General features: G+C 71.7%; 13 protein-coding genes and 3 pseudogenes. 4 read left to right on the forward strand and 12 right to left on the reverse strand.

Translation table 11 applies throughout. The features are described 5' to 3' along the window. Window positions 1–257 precede the first annotated feature (257 nt). Window positions 258–1,559 (forward strand): phenylacetate--CoA ligase PaaK, encoded by a 1,302-nt coding sequence (gene paaK / locus IEZ19_RS23390; RefSeq protein ID WP_189313230.1) that lies wholly within the window; start codon window positions 258–260, stop codon window positions 1,557–1,559. Between the two features lie 16 nt (window positions 1,560–1,575). Here the strand turns inward: paaK and IEZ19_RS50925 are convergent, their stop codons facing one another. From IEZ19_RS50925 to IEZ19_RS23410, 4 genes and pseudogenes are all read right to left on the reverse strand, one after another. Further along, a complete protein-coding gene (locus IEZ19_RS50925; RefSeq protein WP_229840650.1) occupies window positions 1,576–1,926 on the reverse strand; it encodes a hypothetical protein in 351 nt (116 codons plus the stop codon). 20 nt (window positions 1,927–1,946) lie between these two features. Further along, window positions 1,947–2,270, reverse strand: a pseudogene (locus IEZ19_RS53540) (class I SAM-dependent methyltransferase); the annotation flags it as partial. Between the two features lie 63 nt (window positions 2,271–2,333). Continuing rightward, window positions 2,334–3,881, reverse strand: coding sequence for a purple acid phosphatase family protein (locus IEZ19_RS23405; RefSeq protein ID WP_189313233.1), 1,548 nt, complete (start codon window positions 3,879–3,881; stop codon window positions 2,334–2,336). Between the two features lie 124 nt (window positions 3,882–4,005). Further along, window positions 4,006–5,508 (reverse strand): acyl-CoA synthetase, encoded by a 1,503-nt coding sequence (locus IEZ19_RS23410; RefSeq protein WP_189313234.1) that lies wholly within the window; start codon window positions 5,506–5,508, stop codon window positions 4,006–4,008. Between the two features lie 46 nt (window positions 5,509–5,554). Between IEZ19_RS23410 and IEZ19_RS23415 the strand changes: the two are divergent. Beyond that, window positions 5,555–5,935: pseudogene (locus IEZ19_RS23415) on the forward strand (penicillin acylase family protein); the annotation flags it as partial. A 49-nt stretch (window positions 5,936–5,984) separates the two neighbouring features. Here IEZ19_RS23415 and IEZ19_RS23420 read toward each other — a convergent pair. Beyond that, a pseudogene (locus IEZ19_RS23420) lies at window positions 5,985–7,528 on the reverse strand (acyl-CoA synthetase). Further along, window positions 7,525–8,637: an NAD(P)H-dependent flavin oxidoreductase gene (locus IEZ19_RS23425; RefSeq protein WP_189313235.1), complete on the reverse strand. Its 1,113-nt coding sequence runs from the start codon at window positions 8,635–8,637 to the stop codon at window positions 7,525–7,527. The pseudogene IEZ19_RS23420 and the gene IEZ19_RS23425 overlap by 4 nt, the downstream one beginning before the upstream one ends. 188 nt (window positions 8,638–8,825) lie before the next feature. Between IEZ19_RS23425 and IEZ19_RS23430 the strand changes: the two genes are divergently transcribed. Then, window positions 8,826–10,613: a serine hydrolase domain-containing protein gene (locus tag IEZ19_RS23430; RefSeq protein ID WP_189313236.1), complete on the forward strand. Its 1,788-nt coding sequence runs from the start codon at window positions 8,826–8,828 to the stop codon at window positions 10,611–10,613. On the opposite strand, the gene IEZ19_RS23435 is transcribed toward IEZ19_RS23430, so the two are convergent. From IEZ19_RS23435 to IEZ19_RS23455, 5 genes are all read right to left on the reverse strand, one after another. Next, entirely contained in the window at window positions 10,610–11,404 is a 795-nt protein-coding gene (locus tag IEZ19_RS23435; RefSeq protein WP_308428993.1) for a class I SAM-dependent methyltransferase, read from the reverse strand. The genes IEZ19_RS23430 and IEZ19_RS23435 overlap by 4 nt on opposite strands. A gap of 5 nt (window positions 11,405–11,409) precedes the next feature. Further along, window positions 11,410–12,981, reverse strand: a complete 1,572-nt coding sequence (locus IEZ19_RS23440) for a phytoene desaturase family protein (protein ID WP_189313237.1) — start codon at window positions 12,979–12,981, stop codon at window positions 11,410–11,412. A 141-nt stretch (window positions 12,982–13,122) separates the two neighbouring features. Beyond that, entirely contained in the window at window positions 13,123–15,330 is a 2,208-nt protein-coding gene (locus IEZ19_RS23445; protein WP_189313238.1) for a serine/threonine-protein kinase, read from the reverse strand. A gap of 121 nt (window positions 15,331–15,451) precedes the next feature. Further along, the gene (locus IEZ19_RS23450) at window positions 15,452–16,300 is read right to left on the reverse strand and encodes an oxygenase MpaB family protein (RefSeq protein ID WP_189313239.1); all 849 of its coding nucleotides are present in this window, start codon (window positions 16,298–16,300) and stop codon (window positions 15,452–15,454) included. Beyond that, window positions 16,297–16,677 carry an MBL fold metallo-hydrolase gene (locus IEZ19_RS23455; protein WP_189313240.1) on the reverse strand — a complete coding sequence of 127 codons (381 nt, stop codon included), beginning with the start codon at window positions 16,675–16,677 and terminating at the stop codon, window positions 16,297–16,299. The genes IEZ19_RS23450 and IEZ19_RS23455 overlap by 4 nt, the downstream gene beginning before the upstream one ends. Before the next feature lie 190 nt (window positions 16,678–16,867). On the opposite strand from IEZ19_RS23455, the gene IEZ19_RS23460 reads away from it, so the two are divergent. After that, window positions 16,868–17,605, forward strand: a complete 738-nt coding sequence (locus IEZ19_RS23460) for a transposase family protein (protein ID WP_189313263.1) — start codon at window positions 16,868–16,870, stop codon at window positions 17,603–17,605. 13 nt (window positions 17,606–17,618) lie between these two features. Here IEZ19_RS23460 and IEZ19_RS23465 read toward each other — a convergent pair whose 3' ends face one another. Next, window positions 17,619–18,944, reverse strand: coding sequence for an MFS transporter (locus tag IEZ19_RS23465; protein ID WP_189313241.1), 1,326 nt, complete (start codon window positions 18,942–18,944; stop codon window positions 17,619–17,621). Between the last annotated feature and the right edge of the window lie 26 nt (window positions 18,945–18,970).

Raw genomic sequence — 18,970 nt, forward strand, 5'->3', positions numbered from 1 at the left:
GCTCGCCGGCCGCGCCCTCGCCCCCTCCCGGCCTGCTGCCGACCGGCCGCCATCAGCCCCCCGCAGCCCGCAGCCCGCAGCCCGCAGCCCGCAAAGCCTCCCCCGCCCAGTCCAACTCCTCACCTGCGCTCCGGTCCCGAAGAGAAATGCGTCCCCCCTCTTGCCTCCACCGCGATCCCCTGGATTACTGATCCCCGCAGAGCGACCGAATGATCGGTCGTCCGAATTGACGCGATCGGCTAGGGAGAGGTGCCCCTATGGCGGACGAGGCCACGAAGCTTCTCGACTCCGGGGAACGGCTCGACGCGGCGGCGCTGCGGGCCCTGCAGCTGGAGCGACTGCGGACCTCACTCAAGCACGCCTACGACGACGTGCCCTTCTACCGCGAGTCCTTCGACAAGGCCGGCGTCCGTCCGGAGGACTGCCGTTCCCTGGCCGATCTGTCCCGGTTCCCCTTCACCACCAAGGCCGACCTGCGGGAGAACTACCCGTACGGGATGTTCGCCGTGCCGCGCGAGCGCATCCGCCGTATCCACGCGTCGAGCGGCACCACCGGACGCCCCACGGTGGTCGGCTACACCCAGAACGACCTTTCCATGTGGGCCGACATGGTGGCCCGTTCGATCCGCGCGGCGGGCGGCCGACCCGGCGACCGGATCCATGTGGCGTACGGCTATGGGCTGTTCACCGGTGGCCTGGGCGCCCACTACGGTGCCGAACGACTCGGCTGTACGGTCATCCCCGCGTCCGGCGGCATGACGGCCCGCCAGGTCCAGCTCATCCAGGACCTCGAGCCCGGGATCATCATGGTCACCCCGTCGTACATGCTCACGCTGCTCGACGAGTTCGAGCGCCAGGGCGTGGACCCGCGTGGGACCTCCCTGCGGGTCGGCATCTTCGGTGCCGAGCCGTGGACCCAGGAGATGCGACGCGAGATCGAGGAGCGCTTCGGGATCGACGCCGTCGACATCTACGGGCTGTCCGAGGTGATCGGTCCGGGTGTCGCCCAGGAGTGCGTGGAGACCAAGGACGGCCTGCACATCTGGGAGGACCACTTCTTCCCGGAGGTGGTCGATCCGAGTACCGGCGAGGTGCTTCCGGAGGGCGCGGAGGGTGAGCTGGTGTTCACCTCGCTCACCAAGGAGGCCATGCCGGTGATCCGTTACCGCACCCGCGATCTGACGCGGCTGCTGCCGGGCACGGCCCGGGTGTTCCGGCGGATGGAGAAGATCACCGGCCGCAGCGACGACATGGTGATCCTGCGCGGGGTCAATCTGTTCCCGACGCAGATCGAGGAGATCGTGCTGCGCACCCCCGGGGTCGCCCCGCACTTCCAGCTGCGTCTGACCCGCGAGGGCCGCCTCGACGCCCTGACCGTACGGGCCGAGGCACGTCCCGGCGCCGCACCCGAGGCGCGGGAGGCGGCGGCCCGGGCCATCGCCGCCGGCGTGAAGGACGGCGTCGGTGTGTCCGTCGCCGTCGAGATCGTCGAGCCGGAGTCCCTGGAGCGCTCGGTGGGCAAGATCCGGCGGATCGTGGACCTGCGACCGCGTCGGTGACCGTGCGCCTCGGCCGTCAGGCGCGGGTGGCCGGTTCGGTCACCCGGAATGCGAACTGGCCGCAGAAGGTCAGCTTGCGCAGGTTCACCAGAGCCGTGCGGCGGCGCCTCTTGCGCGCCCACGCGTCGATCCCCGTGTTGAGCGGGGACTCCTCGTTCCAGTAGCGGCCGCATTCCTTCCGCTTGTCGTGGTAGGCGCGCATCATCAGCGTCACTCCGTCGAGCGAGGGCCGGATCTCCTCCAGGGCGAGCCCGGCCTCCTCGACCAGGACCCGGAATCCGTACGGCGTGTGGTTCCACAGACTGAAGGAGTGGTAGGGCTCGAACCGGGACGTGCTGCCGATGAACAGCCCGCCCGGGCGCAGCACCCGCCCGACCTCCGCCAGCAGTTCCCTGGGCGTGCGACGTGCTCGAAGACCTGGTGCGAGTAGATCAGCGGCAGCGCGTCGGAGCGGAACGGCAGGCGGACGCCGTCGAAGTACACCACCGAGTCGCCTCCGGCCAGACGCTGTGCGGCCTCCGGAGACTCGCGGATGTCGACGCCCAGCCACTGTACGTTCGGATCGTGCCGGCGGAAGAGCCCCGCCGACGTGCCCCGCCCGCATCCGAGGTCGACGACGCGGTCGGGTGCCCCGGGCAGCCGCATGGCCTGGTCCAGGTAATAGCGCGACGTGACCTGGCGGGCGTGGTCGTCGGGGATGCAGTCGTGCATGAGGTCCCACAGGGTCGCCCTACCCCGAGGCTACGGACGTGCCCGCCGGTGGGCCAGGGCCGGTCAGTGGTTCGCGGCAGGCGTCATCCCCTGGGAGGAGTCACCCGGTGAGGATGTGCTCGTCGGCGGGGTGATTCCGGACAGGTCATGGGCGGCCACACTGTTCCGGTCGGCGACCGAGCGGCCGAACGCGTGGTGCGGCCACAGTCCCCCGGCCAGCCGACGTGTGCGTTCGCTCCACTCCAGGGCCTCGGCGCCGCGCGCCCGGTAGAAGTTGAGGGCGTAGCCGCCGGTGTGGATCCGCAGCAGACAGAAACCGCCGGGATACTCCTTGGCGGCGCCGACCTCCTGCAGGGTGACGTGCGGGGCGAGCGGCAGCACGGTGCGTTTGTTGCGGTGGGTGTGGCCCGCGTGGTGGAGGAAGACGCCCGGGGCGGCGGCGTAGGCCTCGAGGACCGCGCGGGCGTGGCGGCGGCCGAGGCGCTGGCCTGGGCTCACGGGGAAGACGGAGTCTCTTACGGTCAGCGGATGGTGGCCGAAGACGACGGTGGGTTGTTCCGCGTTCTCGCGCAACCGATGCCGGAGCCAGGACAGTTGCTCGGCGCCGAGCCCGCCCGCGCCGGCGCCGTTGTCCTGCCTCCGGTACGTGTCGAGCCCGATGATCCGCAGCCCGCCCATGTCGCGGGCGAAGTATCCGCGCCCGTGCTCCCCGTCGAACGCCCGGCGGAACGCGTCGCCGCCGTTGCCACGGCCGTCGGCGTGCCCGGATCCGGGCCGGGGCCGGTCGTGGTTGCCGCGTACGACGAAGTAGTCCCGTCCGTGGGTTCCGAAGCCGTCCAGGATGCTTCTGGCCTGCGCCAGGTCGCGCGGTGAGCCGCCGGCCGAGATGTCGCCCGCGGCCAGCAGCAGGTCCGCCCCGCGTCGCTGGGCCTCCTCGACCAGAGCCCGGGACAGGATCTCCGGGTACGGTGCGAGTCCCGGCCGCTGCGACACCCCGCGCGCGAGCGGGAGGCCGGCCACCAGACCGGCGGTGGTCTCGCCGAGGTGCAGGTCGTTGCAGAGCGCGAGCGACATGAGGAGACGGCCCGGCGGGGGCTTGGGCGTGGTGAAGGAGTACGGGCCGCCGTGCGAGCCGATGCCGTGCCGGGAGGTACCCGCCGCGTGGCCGCGCACCAGGTCCAGCGGTGTGGGTGTGGCGGCCACGCCCTGCGACCGGGCTTGGTAGTAGTAGGTCTGGCCCGGCTCCAGGCCGGTGAGTTCGACATGATGGTGTGCTGTGGGCCAGTCCTCGCCCGTGGTGCGGTTGAGGCGGGCCGGGTGAGTGCCGTAGACGACCTCGCCCTCCGTGACGGCGGGCACCAGCCGGGGCAGACCGTCGTCGGCGCCGGGGACGGCCGTGTACCAGGTGATGACGGCGCTGTCCTCGGTCAGGGTGACCAGTTCGAGGTGCAGGGCGGCTATGGCGTGGGGGTGACGGGGACGTGTCCGGAGCGAGGGCGCGGAGGGGGACCGCAGGAGCGCGGGGGCGAGGAGCACAGCGGAGCGGAGCACCTCGCAGGGGCCGGGCAGGGCCGCGAGGGCTGTGAAGGGAGCGGGGAAGCGGCTGGCCATGCCTCGTGTGTGCCCGCCCGGTGTGAACGGCGGTCGTGGTACCGGCGGCCGTGCCAGGTATGGGGCGAGACCATTCGTCGCGAGACCCTTTGTCGCGTCACCCGGCGGGCCACCATGTGAGGCGTCAGGTCGCGGCGCCGAACCGGTCCCGCAGCTCGCGCTTGAGGATCTTGCCGCTGGCGTTGCGCGGCAGCTCGGCCACGAACACCACCCGCTTCGGCGCCTTGAAGGGTGTGAGCCTCTCCCGTGCGTGGGCGATGAGTTCGGCCTCCGTGACCTCGCCGCGCGGCACGACGACGGCCGTGACGGCCTCGATCCACCGCTCGTCGGGGAGACCGACGACCGCGGCCTCGGCAACGCCCTCGTGCGTGTACAGCGCGTCCTCGACCTGCCGCGAAGCGATCACCACGCCACCGGAGTTGATGACGTCCTTCACCCGGTCGACGATGGTGAAGTAGCCGTCGGCGTCCCGGACGGCGAGGTCGCCCGAGTGGAACCAGCCGTCGCGGAAGGACTCGGCGGTCTCCTCGGGCTTGTCCCAGTAGCCCTCGCACAACTGCGGTGAGCGGTAGACGACCTCACCGGGTGTGTCGGCGGGCACCTCCTCGCCCTTCTCGTCCACCACGCGCGCGTCCACGAACAACACGGTCCGGCCGCAGGAGTCGAGCCTGCCCTCGTGCTCGTCGGGGCCGAGCACCGTGGCGAGGGGCCCGATCTCGCTCTGCCCGAAGCAGTTGTAGAAGGCCAGCTCGGGCAGCCGTGCGCGCAGCCGCTCCAGGACGGGCACCGGCATGATCGACGCGCCGTAGTACGCCTTGCGCAGGCCGTCCAGGTCCCGGGTGTCGAAGTCGGGCCGGTTCGACAGGGCGATCCACACGGTGGGCGGCGCGAACAGGCTGTCGGCGCGCCCGGTCTCGATCAGGTCGAACAGCCGGTCCCCGTCGGGCGCGTCGAGGAGGATGTTCGTCGCGCCGACCGCGAGGTACGGCAGCAGGAACACATGCATCTGGGCCGAGTGGTACAGCGGGAGCGCGTGCACCGGCCGGTCGCCGGCGCTCAGGTCGAGGGCGGTGATGGCGCTCAAGTACTCGTGCACCAGGGCCCGGTGGGACATCATCGCGCCCTTGGGGAGCGCGGTGGTGCCCGAGGTGTACAGCAGTTGCACCAGGTCCTCGCCGCGGGGCTCGGGACCGTCGTACGGCGACGTCGTGCCGAGGCGCGCGAGGAGCGAGTCGTCGGCGTCGCGCAGCGGCAGCACCCTTGTGCCGTCGGGCAGTCGGCCGGCCAGGTCCGGGTCGGCGAGGACCAGGGAGCTGCCGGACTGGCCGACGATGTAGGCGAGGTCGTCGCCGGTGAGGTTCTGGTTGACCGGAACGTGGACCAGGCCCGCGCGGGCACAGGCCAGGAACGCGATCAGATAGGCGTCGGAGTTGTGGCCGTAGGCGCCCACACGGTCGCCGGGCGCGAGCCCCTGCGCGAGGAGCGCGCCCGCCGCCCGGGAGACGGCGTCGTCGAGTTCGTCGTACGTCCACACGCGCTCGCCGTACTCAAGCGCGACCCGCGCCGGGGTGCGTCGGGCGCTGCGCCGCAGCACCCCGTCGACCGTGCTGCCGTTTCCCTGGGTCATGACAGTGATCCTGGGTCCGCCGCACACGGAGGTCAAGAACCTGGCGCGCGCGGCCGGGATCGCACTCGACTCCCCGCTCGGCGAGCACCAGTTCGTCGTACGCCACGGCCGGCGCATCCCCGTCCCGGGCGGAACGGAGTCCCTGGGCGTGTGGAACAAGGTCGAGCAGGTCTGGGACGCGGCGCACGGCGGGTACACGGAGGTCACGACGGGCTCCAGCTACATCCAGGCCGTGGGCTGGGACCGCGGCCCCTGCCCGGACGCCCACACCCTGCTGACGTACTCCCAGTCCTCGAACCCGAACTCGCCCCACTACAGCGACCAGACCCGCCTGTTCTCCCAGGAACGCTGGGTGACCTCGCGCTTCTGCGAGAAGGACATCATGAGGTCGCCTTCGCTGCGGGTGCTGCGGGTGTCCTCGCGCTGAAGGGTGTGACCCCGCACCACATGGTGCGGGGCCACACCCTTCAGGGGTGTCACACCGGGGGCGTGCGGCCCTCCCAGTACGGGTCACGCAGGCGTCGCTTGTAGAGCTTGCCGTTGGGGTCGCGGGGCATCTCCGTGATGAAGTCGATGCTCCTGGGCCGTCTGTAGCCGGCGAGACGGTGCGCAGTGGGCGAGGAGGCTGGTGGCGAGGGTGGGCCCCGGCTCGTGGCCCGGGGCCGGTTCGACGACCGCCTTGACCTCCTCGCCCCAGTCGTCGTGCGGGATGCCGAAGGTGGCGGCGTCGGCGACCGCCGGGTGGGCGAGCAGGGCGGACTCGATCTCGGCGGGGTAGATGTTGACGCGGCCCGAGATGATCACGTCGGTCTTGCGGTCGCGGAGGAAGAGACAGCCGTCCTCGTCGAGGTAGCCGAGGTCGCCGACGGTGAAGAAGTCGCCGATACGGTTCTTCCGGGTCTTGGCCTCGTCCTTGTGGTACGCGAAGCCGCCCGTGTTCATCTTCAGGTAGACGGTGCCGAGTTGCCCGGGCGGGAGCCGGTTGCCGTCGTCGTCGAAGACGGCGAGTTCACTGATGGGCCAGGCTCTGCCGACCGTGCCGGGCTTCTTCAGCCAGTCCTCCGCGGTCGCGAAGGCACCGCCGCCCTCGCTGGCCGCGTAGTACTCCTCGACGCAGTGCCCCCACCAGTCGATCATGGCCCGTTTCACATGGTCCGGGCAGGGCGCGGCGCCATGGATGGCATGCCGCATGGACGAGACGTCGTACGACCGCCGTATGTGCTCCGGCAACGCCAGCAGCCGGTGGAACTGGGTCGGGACCATATGGGTGTGTGTGCACCGGTGTGCGTCGATGAGGCGCAGCATCTCCTCCGGTGTCCACTTGTCCATCAGGACCAGGCGGTGGCCGATGTGCAGCGACGCACCCGCGAACTGGAGCACCGCGGTGTGGTAGAGCGGCGAGCACGCGAGGTGAACGTTGTCGTCGAACGGCTTGATGCCGAAGATGCCGAGGAAGCCGCCGAGGTAGGCCTGCTCGGAGGGCTTGCCGGGCAGGGGGCGTCGAATGCCGCGCGGGCGGCCGGTCGTGCCCGAGGTGTAGTTCATGACCCAGCCGAGCGTGCGGTCGGGAGGCGCCGACTCGGGATGTCCGTCGAGGAGTTCGGCGTACGGCCGGAAGCCGTCGATTGCGCCGACCGCGTACCGGTGGGCCGCGGGGAGGTCCGCCTCGTCGGCGGCCTGCCGGGCGGTGACGGCGAACCGTTCGTGGGCGATGAGTACCTTGGCGCCCGAGTCGGAGACGATCCAGGCGATCTCGGGGCCGACGAGGTGGTGGTTGACGGGGACGAGATAGAACCCGGCCTGGCTGGCGGCCAGGTACGCGGTGAAGAACTCGACGCCGTTGGGCAGGACGACCGCGAAGGCGTCGCCGCGTTCCATACCGGCGGCGCGCAGTCCGTGGGCGAGGCGGTTGGCGGCGGCGTGCAGACGGCCGGCGGTCCATTCGCCGTCGGGGCGACGAGGATGCGGCGGTCGGGGTCCTGCGCGGCCTGGGCCAGAAGCCGGTGGGGGGCGTGCTCACGACGCGCCGCTCCTTCCGGCGATGCGGTTGACGCGCTCGACGGCCCGCTCGAAGCCGCGCGTGAGGTCGTCGAACACGGCCTGCACGCTGCGTTCGCCGGTCATCCGGCCGACGATCTGGCCGACGGGCGTGCCGAGCAGCGGGTCGACCTCGTATTTCCGGATGCGGGAGACCGCGTCGGCAACCAGCAGACCCTGCAGGGGCATCGGAAGGGTGCCGGGCCCGGCCGGGTCGTCCCAGGCGTCCGTCCACTCGGTGCGCAGCTGCCGTGCGGGCTTCCCCGTCAGGGCGCGGGAGCGGACGGTGTCGCCGGAGCCGGCGGCGAGCAGTTTGCGGGTCAGCGCGGGCGAATGGAGGTCGGCCTCTGTGGTGGTCAGCCATATGGAGCCCAGCCACACGCCCTGGGCGCCGAGCGCCAGCGCGGCTGCCACCTGCTGCCCGCTGCCGATGCCGCCCGCCGCGAGCACGGGCAGCGGGTCCACGGCGTCGACGACCTCCGGCGTGAGCACCATGGAGGCGATCTCACCTGTGTGGCCGCCCGCCTCGTAGCCCTGCGCGACGACGACGTCGATGCCCGCCTCCTGGTGCTTGCGGGCGTGCCGGGCGCTGCCCGCCAGGGCGGCGACGAGGAGATCCCGGTCGTGGGCGCGGGCCACGACGTCGGCGGGCGGGGAGCCGAGCGCGTTGGCGAGCAGCCGGATCGGGTAGTCGAAGGCGACGTCCAGCTGGGTGCGGGCGACCTGTTCCATCCAGCCGGTGATCCGCCACCCGGACGCCTCGCCCTCGGCGAGTTCGGGCACGCCGTACTTGGCGAGGGTCTCACGGACGAACTCCCGGTGCCCCGCCGGGATCACCGCCTCGACGTCGGCCTCGGTCACGCCCTCGACCCTCTTCGCGGGCATGACGACGTCCAGTCCGTACGGCCGGCCCTCGGCGTGGGCCTCGATCCAGTCGAGGTCGCGCTTGAGGTCGTCGGGGGCGGTGTAGCGGACCGCGCCGAGCACTCCGAAGCCGCCGGCCCGGCTGATGGCCGCGGCGACGGCGGGGAACGGCGTGAAGCCGAAGACTGCGTGCTCGAGTCCCAGTCTCTTGCTCAGCTCCGTCTGCATGGGCGCAGGATGCCGCAGTCCCCCGGACGACGGAAGGCCTTTTCTGATAGTCCGTCAGATCGTTCGCAGGCGGACCGCACCGGCACCGCCACCTACGGCACGCACCGTTGACACGATCCCCTTTCTGACAGGAAAGTTTCACCGCGCAAGACAAGCCCCGAAAAATACTTTCAGGCGGGAGTCTCACGATGACCGACGACGTGGCAGGCAGACGAGCCGGCGGGCTGACCCGCCGACAACTGGGCGCTAGCACTCTGGCGTTGGGCGGCGCACTCGCCCTCGCCTCTCTTCCCGCGGGCCCGGCGGCAGCGGCCCCGGCGGCCGGCCGCCGCCCCACCCTGAGCCACGGCACCCCGGAACACGCCGGGCTGCTGCCCGAGCATCTGCGTCAACTCGTCACCGACGCCGAGACGTTCCTCGGCCCCTCTCCCACACACCCCTGGTACGCGGGAGCGGTCCTGCTCGCCGGGCGCGGCGGCACGGTGGCCCTGCACCACCCGATCGGCATGGCGGTGCGCTACGCGGCGTACGACGAAAAGACGGACACCGGGATCGAGTTCCCGGCCGGCCAGCAGATTCCCATGGCCGAGGACACGGTCTTCGACCTCGCGTCCGTGTCCAAGCTGTTCACCTCGCTGCTCGCCGTGCAGCAGATGGAGCGCGGCAGGCTCGAACTGGAGGCCACCGTCGCCTCCTACCTCCCGGAGTTCGGCACGGCGGGCAAGCAGGACATCACGATCCGTCAACTCCTCACCCACACCTCGGGTTTCCGCGCCTGGATTCCCCTCTACGACGCGCCGACATACGAGGGGAAGCTCCAGCTCCTCTGGAACGAGGCGCCGCTCAACCCGCCGGGCTCCACCTACCTCTACTCCGACCTGAACCTGATCTCCCTGCAGCTGGTCCTCGAGCGGATCACCGGCCGCACCCTGGACGTCCTGCTGCACGACGAGATCACCGCCCCACTCGGCCTGCACCGCACCCGCTACAACCCGCCCGCCTCCTGGAAGCCGAAGATCGCGGCGACGGAGGACGCCCGCAAGCCCTGGTCGGGGCTGAACCGGGGGCTGGTGTGGGGCGAGGTGCACGACGAGAACGCGTACAGCCTGGGCGGCGTCGCCGGGCACGCGGGGGTGTTCTCCTGCGCCTGGGATCTCGCGGTCCTCGGCCGCACCCTGCTCAACGGTGGCGTCTACGGCCACGCCCGCATCCTCGAGCCGGAGTCGGTGGACCTGATGTTCACCGACTTCAACACCGCCTTCCCCGGCGACAATCACGGTCTCGGCTTCGAGCTCTACCAGCACTGGTACATGGGCGCCCTGGCCACACCGAGGACCGCCGGTCACACCGGCTTCACGGGGACCTCCCTGGTCCTCGACCCGACGACCGACTCCTTCCTCGTCGTACTGGGCAACTCCGTCCACCCGGTGCGCAACTGGCGATCCGGCTCCGCTCCCCGGGTCGCCGCGGGCAACAACCTCGCCCGCGCGGTGCCGGTCCGCCCGGCGCAGGGCCGTACGGCCTGGTTCTCCGGTATGGCCGGTTCCACGACCGCCACGCTCGCGCTGCCGGCGCTGGACACCACCTCCGGCGACGCACGTCTGCGCTGCGCCCTGTGGTGGGACACCGAGCCGGAGGCGGACGTGCTGGTGCTGGAGTCCTCGGCCGACGGCGGCACCACATGGCAGCGGGTCCCGTTCACGACGGTCCGGCACGGCGCGGACCCCCAGGACCACCCGGCCGGTACGGCCACGGGCTGGTCGGGACGCGTCTGGCACCGGCTGACCGCTCCCCTCCCGGCCGGCAGGCAAATCGCCCTGCGCTGGCGGTACACCACCGACCGGCTCTATGTCGGCCGTGGCGCCTATGTCGACGCCGTGCGCGTCGAGGCGGGCGGTGACGTCGTGTTCGACGGGGCGAGGCCGGTGGACGCGGCACGGATCACGGCGGTGGGCTGGACGCCGTCGGCAGACTAGGCCGGAGCCGACCGGGCACGAGCCGGCCGAGTCCGTGCGGTGAACAGCGGCAGACAGGAGCCGCTGTCGGGCGGCTCGTGCCACGTGACGTCGGTGAAGCCCGCGGCGTCGCCGCGGGCTTCAACTCGCCCCGGGTCAGAGCCCGGTAGGCGGTACGGCGGGCGCGGACCTCCCAGCCCGTACCGGCGGGCACGAGCTGGAAGTGCTCGAGGTCGTAGCGCGAGCCGTCGTCGCGCCGGTGCCACAGCCGAAAGGTGACCACGCGGCCGCCCCTGTCCCGGAAACCTGGGGCGATGTCGACGCCGGGCGTTCGCGGCGGGGCACGTCGTAGTCCCGGACGGTGACGAGCAGCATCCCGTCGTCGCGCAGGACGCGCCGCACGCCGCGCAGGGTGGTCTCCAGGTCCGCGTCGGTAGCAGGTGCGGCAGGGAGTTGTCGGTGCACACGACCGCGTCGAAGGCCGCGGGACGGAAGGGCAGGGCCCGCATGTCCGCAACGGCGGCGGCCCGGGCCGCGGCCTCGGCCTCGGCGGCGGCCCGGGAGACGGCGTCCGGGCTCAGGTCGGTGCCGGTGACGTGGTGTCCCGTCAGGGCGAGCCCGACCGCCTGGGTGCCGATCCCGCAGGCGCAGTCCAGCATCCGGCACGGGCCCGCGCCGAGCCGCGCCCGCAACAGGCCGTCCCGTGCGGCGGCTTGGCGGGCCATGCTGGTGCCCGAGTCCGGGAAGATCAGGTGGTGGTCGGGGGCCGGCCGGTCGTAGCAGTCGCGGACTGGGTCCGGCGCGTCGGACATCCCGGTCACTCCTGTTCCAGGACCGCCATGGCCGCGTTGTGCCCGGGTACCCCGCTGACCCCGCCGCCGCGCACCGCGCCCGCCCCGCACAGCAGGACGTTGGCGTGCCGGGTCTCCACGCCCCAGCGGCCGGTGTCCTCCTGGGCGTAGGGCCAGGCGAGTTCGCGGTGGAAGATGTTGCCACCGGGCAGGCGCAGATCCCGTTCGAGGTCCAGCGGGGTCTTCGCCTCGATGCAGGGCCGGCCGTCCGCGTCGGTCGCGAGGACGCCGGCGATCGGTTCGGCGAGGTGGGCGTCGAGCTGCGCGAGCGTCGACTCGAGGAGTTCGTCGCGTACGGCCTCGTTGTCCCCGGCGAAGAGCCGGGCGGGGGTGTGCAGGCCGAACAGGGTGAGGGTCTGGTAGCCGCGTTCGACCAGTTGCCGGCCGAGGATCGTGGGGTCGGCGAGGGAGTGGCAGTAGATCTCGGAGGGCGGCGCCGTGGGGAGTTCGCCGCCGGCGGCCTGGGCGTGGGCGGTGGCGAGCTGCTCGTAGCCCTCGGCGACGTGGAAGGTGCCGGCGAAGGCCTCCCTCGGGTCGACGGAGCTGTCCTTGAGCCTCGGCAGCCGCTTGAGCAGCATGTTCACCTTGAGCTGGGCGCCCTCGGCGGGCGTGGGCGCCGGGGCGCCGGTGAGGGTGGCGAGTTCCTGCGGCGAGGCGTTGACCAGGACGTGCCGGGCGGTGACGACGCCTTCGCCGTCGGGGGTGACATAGGTGATCTCGGCGGACTGTCCGTCGGTCTCGATGCGTACGGCCTCGTGCCCGGTGGCGATCACCGCGCCCGCGGTCCGCGCGGTGGTGGCGAGGGCGTCGGTCAGGGCGCCCATGCCGCCGACGGGGACGTCCCAGGCGCCGGTGCCGCCGCCGATGACGTGGTAGAGGAAACAGCGGTTCTGCCGCAGGGAGGGGTCGTGGGCGTCGGCGAAGGTGCCGATGAGCGCGTCGGTGAGGACGACACCGCGCACCAGGTCGTCCGCGAAGTTCTCCTCGATCGCGGCGCCGATGGGCTCCTCGAACAGCGCCCGCCAGGCGGTCTCGTCGTCGATGCGGCCGCGCAGTTCCTCACGGGTGGGGAGCGGTTCGGTGAGGGTGGGGAAGACGCGCTCGGCGACCTTGGTCGTCATGCCGTAGAAGCGCCGCCAGGACTCGTACTCGCTGCCGCCGCCGGTCAGCCGCGCGAAGGCGTCCCGGGTGCGCCGCTCGCCGCCTCCGACCAGCAGTCCGGTGACGCGTCCGGCCCGTTCTACGGGGGTGTACGAGGAGATGGTGCGCCCGCGGACCCGGAAGTCGAGGCCCAGGTCCCGGACGATCTTCCGGGGCAGCAGGCTGACCAGGTAGGAGTAGCGCGACAGACGTGCGTCGACGCCGGCGAAGGGGCGCGTGGAGACGGCGGCGCCGCCGGTGTGGTCCAGGCGCTCCAGGACCAGTACGGTCCGGCCGGCGCGGGCCAGATAGGCGGCGGCGACCAGCCCGTTGTGGCCGCCGCCGATGATGACGGCGTCGTAGGTGCGGGTCGTCCCAGGTCCTTCGTGTGCAGCCATGGTTCTTCGTAACACGTGATGATCTACGACAGCCAGAGGCATGCCGGTCACGAGCCCGCGACCCGCCCGGCGTCCGCCGGACGTCACCGGCTCGCGTCCGCGGGACGCCGGCTTTTCAGCAGTCGCAGAACGCCGGAGGCTTCAGTGTCCGCCCGACGCCCGCTGCTGCCGCAGCACCGCAACTCTGCGGTACAGCTCGACCGCCTCCGCGCCCCGGCCGAGCTGTTCCAGGCAGTGGGCCTCGTCGTTGCGGCTGGCGAGGGTGTCGGGGTGGTCGGGGCCCAGGACGCGTTCGCGGGCCGCGGCGACGCGCCGGTACTCGGCCAGCGCGTCGGCCCAGCGGCCGAGCCAGCCGAGGCCGACGGCGACCTCGCGGCGGCTGACCAGCGTGTCGGGGTGGTCGGGGCCGAGGGCCTGCTCGCGCAGGGCGCACACGTCCCGGGACTCGGTGAGCGCTTCCTCCCAGCGGCCCAGGCGGCCGAGGTTGACGCCGAGGCCGTGGCGGGCGCGCAGGGTCTCGGGGTGAGCGGGGCCATGAACGCGGGTGCGGTCGTCTATCAGGTCGCGGTAGAGGGTGAGCGCGTCGGCACTGCGGCCGAGCCGGCCGAGGCTGATGCCTACTTCGTAGCGCGCGGCGAGGGTGTCGGCGTGGTCGGGGCCGAGGGTGCGCGCGCGGGCCTCGACGACCTCGCGGTATATGCGCAGGGCTTCCTCCCGGCGGCCCAACTGGCCGAGTGCGTAAGCGACTTCGTAGCGGGTGACGAGAGTGTCCGGATGATCGGGTCCGAGCACGCGGGCGCGGGCGGCGGCCACGTCGCGGGCCATGCGGTACGAGTCGTCGAGCCGGCCGAGTCTGCTGAGGTTGAAGGCGAGGTTGTGGCGGCAGCGGAGGGTGTCGGGGTGGTCCGGGCCGACGGTGCGCTCCCGGGCGGCCAGTACCGACGTGTACACCTGGTGGGCATCGAAGTGGCGGCCCAGCTGCCCGAGGACGTACGCCATTTCCTGGCGGGCGGCAAGCGTGTCGGCGTGGTCGGCGCCGAGCACCCGGCTTCTCTCCCGGGCGACGTCGGTGTACTCGCGCAGGGCGTCGGCGGCGCGGCCGGTGCGGCCGAGGGTGAAGGCGATCTCGTAGCGGCTGGCGAGGGTGTCAGGGTGGTCGGGCCCGAGCAGCTTCGCGCGCTCGGCGGCGACCTCCCGGTGCACGTCTCCGGCCTCGGCCCAGCGGCCGAGCCGCCCCAGGCGCAGGCCCTCGTGGTGCCGTCCGGCGAGCGCGGTCACCGCGTCCGGCGGCGGGACGGGTCCGGCGGCCGGTCGGGCGGTCCACTCGGCGGTGAGGCCTGCCGACGCGTCGTGCGGTGTGGTGCGCAGGACGGCGCCGGTCGCCTTGTGGCCGGTGGTCATGCCGCGTGTCCAGGAGGGCAGAAGCGGCGCGCGGGACTCCGGTTCGGCGGGCCGCGGTTGGGGCCCTGGTGTCACCACGGTCGGCACGTAGGCCGGTGACGTACGGCCCGTGGCGATACGACGGCTCACTTCCCGTGCGTCGTGCGGCCGTTGGCCGGGCTGTTTGGCCAGCAGGTCGAGGATAATGGTCTCGATGTATTCGGGCAGTTCGGCGCGATGACTGCGCGGAGGCGTGGGCGGGGTGTCACGGTGGCCGACGAGGATCGCCCAGGCATCGTCCAGGTCGAACGGCGGTGCCCCGGTGGCGATCTCGTACAGCACGCAGCCCAGCGAGTACAGGTCGCTGCGCTGGTCGACCTCGATGCCGCTGATCTGCTCCGGCGACATGTAGTGCGGAGTCCCCATGGCGATGCCGGTGCCGGTGAGGCGGGAGGTGAAGCCGATGTCGTGGCCCAGGCGGGCGATGCCGAAGTCGCAGATCTTCACGGTGCCGTCGGTCAGCCGCATGATGTTCGCCGGTTTCAGGTCCCGGTGCACGATGCCCTGCCGGTGGGTGTAGTCGAGGGCGTCGGCGACCTGGCCGGCGATGTCGACGACGTCGCCGACCGGCAGCGGGTGGCGCTTGTTGTCCTCCAGGAGCTGGCTGAGGTTGCGGCCCTCGAGCAGTTCCATCACGAGGTAGTGGACGCCGTCGGACTCGCCGAAGTCGTGGACGACGGTCACCCCGCGATGGGAGAGGGCGGCGGCCACCCGGGCCTCGCGGCGGAACCGCTCCCGCAGGACGCGGGTGAAGTCCGGGTCGTGGTGCGGGCCGTGCGGCTTGAGGCACTTGACGGCGACGTGCCGCCCGAGGGACTCGTCGCGGGCCCGCCACACCTCGCCCATCCCGCCCCGCCCGATCAGATCGAGCAGCCGGTACCGGCCCTGGATCAGCCTGGTGTCCGCCATCGCGCGCCGTCTCCCCCGTCGCCTCTCGCCGCGGCCTCCCCCGGGAGGATCGCGTCAAGGTACGGCCGCGCCGAGCCGGCCCGATCCGTGACACACCCCCCTGCGCGTCCAGTATGGCGGTCTATAGCCCGACTTTGTACGGTGCCGGACGAGAGCCCGGGCCGAGTCTGGCCATGGCCCGCAGGATGTGTTTGGGCGGAAGTTGCCATCGCACACGTGCGGGAACGCAGCGCAGCAGGCTGCCCGTGGCGCGCAGCCGCCTGGTGATCGTATCGGGTGCGGGGGCCGGTCTGCCGTACAGCAGGTGGGCGTACGGCGGCAGGGAGTTGTACGCCAGGTGCGCCACGCGCCGCCACAGCAGTCCGCGCGCCGGGACCAGCAAGGGGTGCGTCGGCGGGTGGAGCAGGAAGTCGTCCACCGTGCGTGCCTCGGCTCCCGCGGCGAGTTCGGGCCGTACCTTCTCGAAGTACGCGGCCATCTCCTCCTGGTCTCCGGGAACGGCGGCGGGATCGAGGCCCACCAGGCGGGCGCTCTCACGGTGTTCGGCGATGTACCGGTCGGCCTGGGCGTCGGTGAGGGGGAAGCCGGAGCGGCGCAGGACGTGGAGGTAGGAGTCGATCTCGGCGCAGTGCACCCACAGCAGCAGGCCGGGTTCGTCGACGCCGTACCGCTCCCCCGTGTCCGGGTCCGTCGCCCGGAGCATGCTGTGGATCTTCCGGACGCGGGCGCCGGCCCGTTCGGCGGCCTCCGTCGTGCCGTATGTCGTCGTGCCGACGAAATGGGCCGTGCGCATCAGCCGGCCCCAGGCGTCGCGCCTGAAGTCGGAGTTCTGCATGACGCCGCGCACCGCGCGCGGGTGCAGCGCCTGGAGGTAGAGCGCGCGGATGCCGGCGATCCACATCATCGGGTCGCCGTGCATCTGCCACGTCACCGAGCGCGGGCCGAACAGCCCCGGGTCGGCATCGGTCATACGGTCACCTCCGCCCTGCGACCACGATGCCACGGCCGCCGGGCGGAGCGACAGCGCGGGTCACAGGGTCGCGACGAACCTCCGGAACGTCTCGGTGCCGGCCCCGGCGAGCGGGTCGCCGTGGGCGAAGCCGACCGCACGGACGTCCTCGGGCAGGTTCGCGAGGCTGCCCGCGCGCAGGGGGCGCAGGGCGCGGCGAGGGCGGCCCGGCCGAGGTCGAGGCCACCTCGGTGGAAGACGGCGTCGCCCATCAGGAGCGTCCGGCCGGGCCCGTGGAGCAGCGCGATGTGCCCGGGGCTGTGTCCCGGGGTGTGGATCACGCGCAGTCCGCCTGGGCCTCCCTCGACGAGTCGCCGTCGGCGAGGTCCTGGAGGCATCCGGCGCGCCTCGCGTCCCGGTGGACCTGCTGAGCGGCCGGGGTCACCAACAGCCGTACGACGAGGCGACTTTGCGGCCGCGTACGGTTACGGCGGCGATGCCGAGGTGCTCCAGCCGGCCGTTGGCACAGGAACCGATGAAGCGCTGGTCGACTCTGCGCCGCTCGATCGCGGACACCGGCAGCGCGTCGTGTCCAGCCGGTCCCTGCGTTTCCTCACTGCTCGCCTGCGTGAACACCGCTGCCGGATCGGCAGCCGCCGGCGCCGACTGTCCGCCGGCCGTCAAGCCCTGCCGGCCCTGGCACATCTGCGGAACGGGGCGGCGTACGCCCAGCTCGCGGCCGGTTTCCGGATCGGGACGAGTACCGTCTACCGCTACATCCGCGAGGCCGTCGACCTGCCGGCCACACTCGCACCCACCCTCGCCGAGGCTGTCCGAGCCGCATCGCGGAAGGCGTTCGTCCTCCTCGACGAGACCCTCCTTCCGATCGACCGCATCGCCGCCGACCGGCCCTTCTGCCCCGGCAAACACAAGAAGCACGGGATGAACGTCCAAGTCATCGCCGATCCGTTCGGACGGCTGCTGTGGGCTTCACCTGCCCTTCCCGGTGCCGTCCACGGCATTCGCGCGGCCCGCGAGCACCGCATCATCCATGCGCTCGAGCAAGCCGGCATCGATTGCTGGGCGGACAAGGGCTACCAAGGCGCTTGCGGCACCGTCCGGGTCCCCTATCGCGGCCGGTGGGAGGCGCTTTCCGCAGGACAGCAGACCCTGAACCGGTCCCAGGCCAAGATCCGAGGCCTCGTCGAGCAAGCCATGGCCACTCTCAAAGCCTGGCGACTTCTGCGCAAGCTGAGATGCTTGACCACCCGCATCACCACCCCCGTCCAAGCGATCCTCACGCTCCGCCTCAACGCCTCAAGCTGAAGTGGGCAAAGGCTCACTGACCCGATGAGCCGGGTGTCTCGGTCGAGACTGGCAGAGAGGGAACCGATGTGGCTTGGGGGAGGGTAGCAGCGGCATCCCGCTCGCCGGCGATGCCGACAGTGCCGTCGGGGAAGCGCTGGACCGAGCGCACGCCGGGCAGCAGGTTCAGCAGCAGGCAAGGTGTGCCGATGAGGGCCGCGGCAGCCAGCAGGGTCGTGCGCATCCCGAGAAACTGGGCGACCGGAGCCGCGGCGGCGTAGCCGGCAGGCATGGCGATCAACGAGATCATCCAGTCCAGCGAGCTGACGCGGGCCAGCATCTCCTCGGGGAAGAGTTGCTGCTGCGTGGTCGCCAGAACCTCGCCGACAAGCGAGGTCATGGTGAAGGCCACGGCCACGCCGAGAGCGATGGCAAAGAGCGGGGCGGGGGGAGCGAGCAGAGCCAGCGGGCCGATGCCGAGCACCGCGGCCGCGTTTGTGGCGACCAATGGGCGGCGCGGCCGGTAGTGCAGCGCCGCCAGACCACCGACGATGGAACCCACGGAACCGGTGATCATGATCACGCTCCAGGCGGTGGCTCCGCCGTGGCCGTGCTGCATCACGACCGGGCCCAGGACGAAGAAGAACGCTATCGCGAAGTTCCACACGCCCCAGCAGAGCAGGTTGGCCAGATACCAGGGGCGCTTCGCCACCGCCAGCCAGCCGTCGCGCAGGTCTGCGAAGAAGTGCTGTTTCTCGGACCGCTGCGCCTGCCTGCGCAGGTGCATTCGGGAGACCAGCGCGAAGCTCAGCAGGAAGCTGATGGAATTGATGAGGATCGCGGTGCCTGGACTGGAGATCGCCAGCAGCAGCGCGGCGAGAGCCGGGCCGAGGACCTTGGTGGTGCTGTCGGTCAGGCCGAGCAGGGCGTTCGCCGGTTGCAGGTGCTCAGTGCCGACGAGCTCGGGTATGACGGCCCTGGATGCCGGGGTGAAGAAGGCCATGGCCATACCGGCGATCGTGTAGGTGACGGCGAACTGCCAAACCGCCGCCTGATGCAGGAATATCATCACGGCGAGCAGGCCGTAACAGACCGCCTGGATAGCGTCGGTCGCCATCAGTACCAGCTTGCGGGACAGCCGGTCCGCCCACACCCCGCCGACCGGCAGCATCGCCACCTGGCCGACCGCATGGCAGGTCAGCACCGTGCCGACATTCAGTGTGCTGCCACCTGAGCGCAAGATGGCGAAAACCACTGTCACTGGTATCAGGGCATTTCCCGTGGCGGAGATGCTGCGCGCGGTCCACAGGAGTCGATAGGGGCGCTCCCGCAGCGCGCTCAAGGATTTCGGCAAGGGCATGGGCGGCCCTCCTTTCTGAGTAATAG

This window comes from Streptomyces brasiliensis (assembly GCF_014647875.1).
GTDB lineage: Bacteria > Actinomycetota > Actinomycetes > Streptomycetales > Streptomycetaceae > Streptomyces > Streptomyces brasiliensis.

What these genes read in the sequence shown, in the direction of transcription:
- paaK (WP_189313230.1), top strand. Translation starts at nt 258, where the DNA reads ATGGCGGACGAGGCCACGAAGCTTCTCGACTCCGGGGAACGGCTCGAC.
- IEZ19_RS23405 (WP_189313233.1), bottom strand. Translation starts at nt 3,881, where the DNA reads ATGGCCAGCCGCTTCCCCGCTCCCTTCACAGCCCTCGCGGCCCTGCCC.
- IEZ19_RS23410 (WP_189313234.1), bottom strand. Translation starts at nt 5,508, where the DNA reads ATGACCCAGGGAAACGGCAGCACGGTCGACGGGGTGCTGCGGCGCAGC.
- IEZ19_RS23425 (WP_189313235.1), bottom strand. Translation starts at nt 8,637, where the DNA reads ATGCAGACGGAGCTGAGCAAGAGACTGGGACTCGAGCACGCAGTCTTC.
- IEZ19_RS23430 (WP_189313236.1), top strand. Translation starts at nt 8,826, where the DNA reads ATGACCGACGACGTGGCAGGCAGACGAGCCGGCGGGCTGACCCGCCGA.
- IEZ19_RS23435 (WP_308428993.1), bottom strand. Translation starts at nt 11,404, where the DNA reads ATGTCCGACGCGCCGGACCCAGTCCGCGACTGCTACGACCGGCCGGCC.
- IEZ19_RS23440 (WP_189313237.1), bottom strand. Translation starts at nt 12,981, where the DNA reads ATGGCTGCACACGAAGGACCTGGGACGACCCGCACCTACGACGCCGTC.
- IEZ19_RS23445 (WP_189313238.1), bottom strand. Translation starts at nt 15,330, where the DNA reads ATGGCGGACACCAGGCTGATCCAGGGCCGGTACCGGCTGCTCGATCTG.
- IEZ19_RS23450 (WP_189313239.1), bottom strand. Translation starts at nt 16,300, where the DNA reads ATGACCGATGCCGACCCGGGGCTGTTCGGCCCGCGCTCGGTGACGTGG.
- IEZ19_RS23455 (WP_189313240.1), bottom strand. Translation starts at nt 16,677, where the DNA reads ATGCCTCCAGGACCTCGCCGACGGCGACTCGTCGAGGGAGGCCCAGGC.
- IEZ19_RS23465 (WP_189313241.1), bottom strand. Translation starts at nt 18,944, where the DNA reads ATGCCCTTGCCGAAATCCTTGAGCGCGCTGCGGGAGCGCCCCTATCGA.